The sequence below is a fragment of the Saccharospirillum sp. MSK14-1 genome (assembly GCF_003054965.1).
GTDB lineage: Bacteria > Pseudomonadota > Gammaproteobacteria > Pseudomonadales > Natronospirillaceae > Saccharospirillum.
In genome coordinates this window covers 1-2379 of sequence record NZ_MIES01000024.1, presented here as the reverse complement: position 1 = coordinate 2379, position 2379 = coordinate 1, and the positions used below count along the sequence as shown (strand labels likewise).

Sequence of the window (2379 nt, the reverse complement as noted above, 5' to 3'; positions counted from 1 at the left end):
CAGAAATATTCTAAATAAAGCTGAAGAGCTATTCAAAGATGAGCTAGCAATAGACGACGCTGTAAAAGATGAAATAGTACGAGTATCTCAAGGATATCCATATTTTATTCAAATGATTGGCAAGTCTTGTGTTAGTAAAGCATCTCAACTTGGTCTTAAATCTATAAATTTGCACGTATATAACCGCGTTCTGGAAGAAATTAAAGGCGGCGTTGCTTTCCCAACTCTGGAAAGCTCATACCAAAGAGCAATAGGCACCTCCGAGGCACGACAAATGCTATTGCACCTTTTGGCAGAACAACCGGAAGAGAAAACTCTTTTCCATGAAGACGTTGGAAGAATATTTCTAAAAGATGTCCGTAAAGACGCTGAAGAGTTTGACGTAGATTATCTTGACCAGAACCTTCCCAGGTTGCTTGATAAGAAATTTGGAGCTGTAATCCGTCGTATCCCAGAAGGGCAGGGTATATACGAATTTACTAACCCGGTATTTCGACTCTATGTAAACCTTAGAGCAATTTAGTTAATAAAGCGTTGCACCGGACAAGCCGGTGAACGAGGCGTTAGGAGTTTAAAGGTGCTTACAATTGCAGACTTGCGAAAGTCGCTAAATCCGAATTTGGATGCTAAACGCAAGTCTCGTTTTGAAGTCGCTTTTAGAAGTCTTGTATATCAAGACGATTACTGTAGGTATCACTACGAACAATTTCATAAGCAGCATCAACTCCATCTTGATGCTATGGGTGGGAAATTGGTAGATGATGAAATACTGAATCCGCAATATTTTAGAATTGCATTTGAAGCAAATTGTTTTGCATTTTTCCGTTCCCTTCATGCATTGATTGAGTCGGTTCCATATCTATTAAATTTACTCATTGAAGTTAATAAGGATTCGGAATCGCGTTTTATAACCTGGAAGACTTTTGAGAATGGGCCATTATCAAAGAAATATAACAATGGTGTTAGTGAGATTAGGGTGTTACTCACATCAAATTCCTACAAAGAACTTGAACACATAGCAAATGTATCAAAGCATCGGCGCATAGTTCGTATTGACAGTGGAATGTTCTCGCCAAAGCAGAACCCGCGTTTTTGTGAAGACGATTTTGATATGCAGTTTAGGAGCTATGAGATTCATGATTTAATGGAAACCATCTATGATGATTTGCACCCCCAAATCATTAACACTATTAAAAGTTTCCTACACTAAGATGCTAGTCCTCCTAATAAGTACATCTTGTCGGGGCAAGATCACTAAAAACTCACTGGCGTTCATTTTTAACCTGCTGCGGCGGCGGGTGTAATGCCCAGGAGGAAATATGATTTCAAAAATAATAGGTTACTCGATTGGCGGCACCTTCATTATTGCTTTTTTTACACCTATCCCCATCACATTATGGCTTATATATGACAGGGCTTCTGTCATTTTAAATTCATCTATAGAACCCGCAACGATAGTAAGGTGTTACTCGCATAGGAACAGCGGTAGTAACAGTCGCTTATCTTTTGGGCCCGTTGCAATAACCGAATCTAATACTGAGGTTAAAGGCAACTTTAAATGGAGCAAGAGGGAGTGGTGTGTCTCCGACATTGGAGATGACGTATCTGTTTTAATACATAATCAAGATAAATCGAAAAACAGAATATTTAATTTTTCCCAATTCTGGTTAATGCCGCTATTATTTTCATTGATAACTTTTATTGCCTATCCATTAGGTTATGTTGCAAAGAAAAAGAAACTAAACAATCAAAAATAAGCCTACCAAACTATGCAACCGCACGGAAAATACGTCTTTGCAAAATCTAAAATTGCGGTGGCGTCCGAGCAGTTAATCACCGCCGGTTATTATGAACCGTTACTGTGTACAATCGTGCAGCCCGAGGGCAGCAATAGATATTAGGTCAGCGATCAGATTAAACGACCTGGAAGGACGAATGTTGCCACTATCGTTTGTTTGATGTCAGCTATTAATCGGACGAGTAGATTTGAATTACACTATTTTGATAGCAATAGGAAATATCAAACCGAAATTTTATATCGACAAATAATTAAAAGAATTTTTGAGCCATACTTAATTTACTATACCAGCGATATCCTAATATCACCCTTTGATATTTAAATCAGGGGTACGCACACGATTTCATCCAAGAGAATCTAAAACCCTTTTTATTGACTTCTTGTAATCTAGATGAAGGTCTTTCTCAGGGTATCTAAATCCATGTCATAGTGAGCGTTGAGTAAAATACCCTTTTGCTACACCCTTCAAATATGCAAACCACCTATATTTTACTTCATTGAATTTGGTTATTTTTAGACTATGTTGTTTGACTAGGCTTATGGTTTCTTTTATGAATAAAAAAGCTGAAGGATTTTCGTCA

2 protein-coding genes are annotated in these 2379 nt (G+C 37.8%); both read left to right on the top strand.

Features of this window, described 5'->3' with window-relative positions; all coding sequences use genetic code 11:
* Nucleotides 1–523: hypothetical protein (locus BGP77_RS18020; protein WP_158269260.1), on the top strand; the 523-nt coding region annotated here is incomplete at its 5' end.
* Between the two features lie 54 nt (nucleotides 524–577).
* Nucleotides 578–1210, top strand: coding sequence for a hypothetical protein (locus BGP77_RS03800; protein ID WP_108163410.1), 633 nt, complete (start codon nucleotides 578–580; stop codon nucleotides 1208–1210).
* The last annotated feature ends 1169 nt before the right edge of the window (nucleotides 1211–2379 follow it).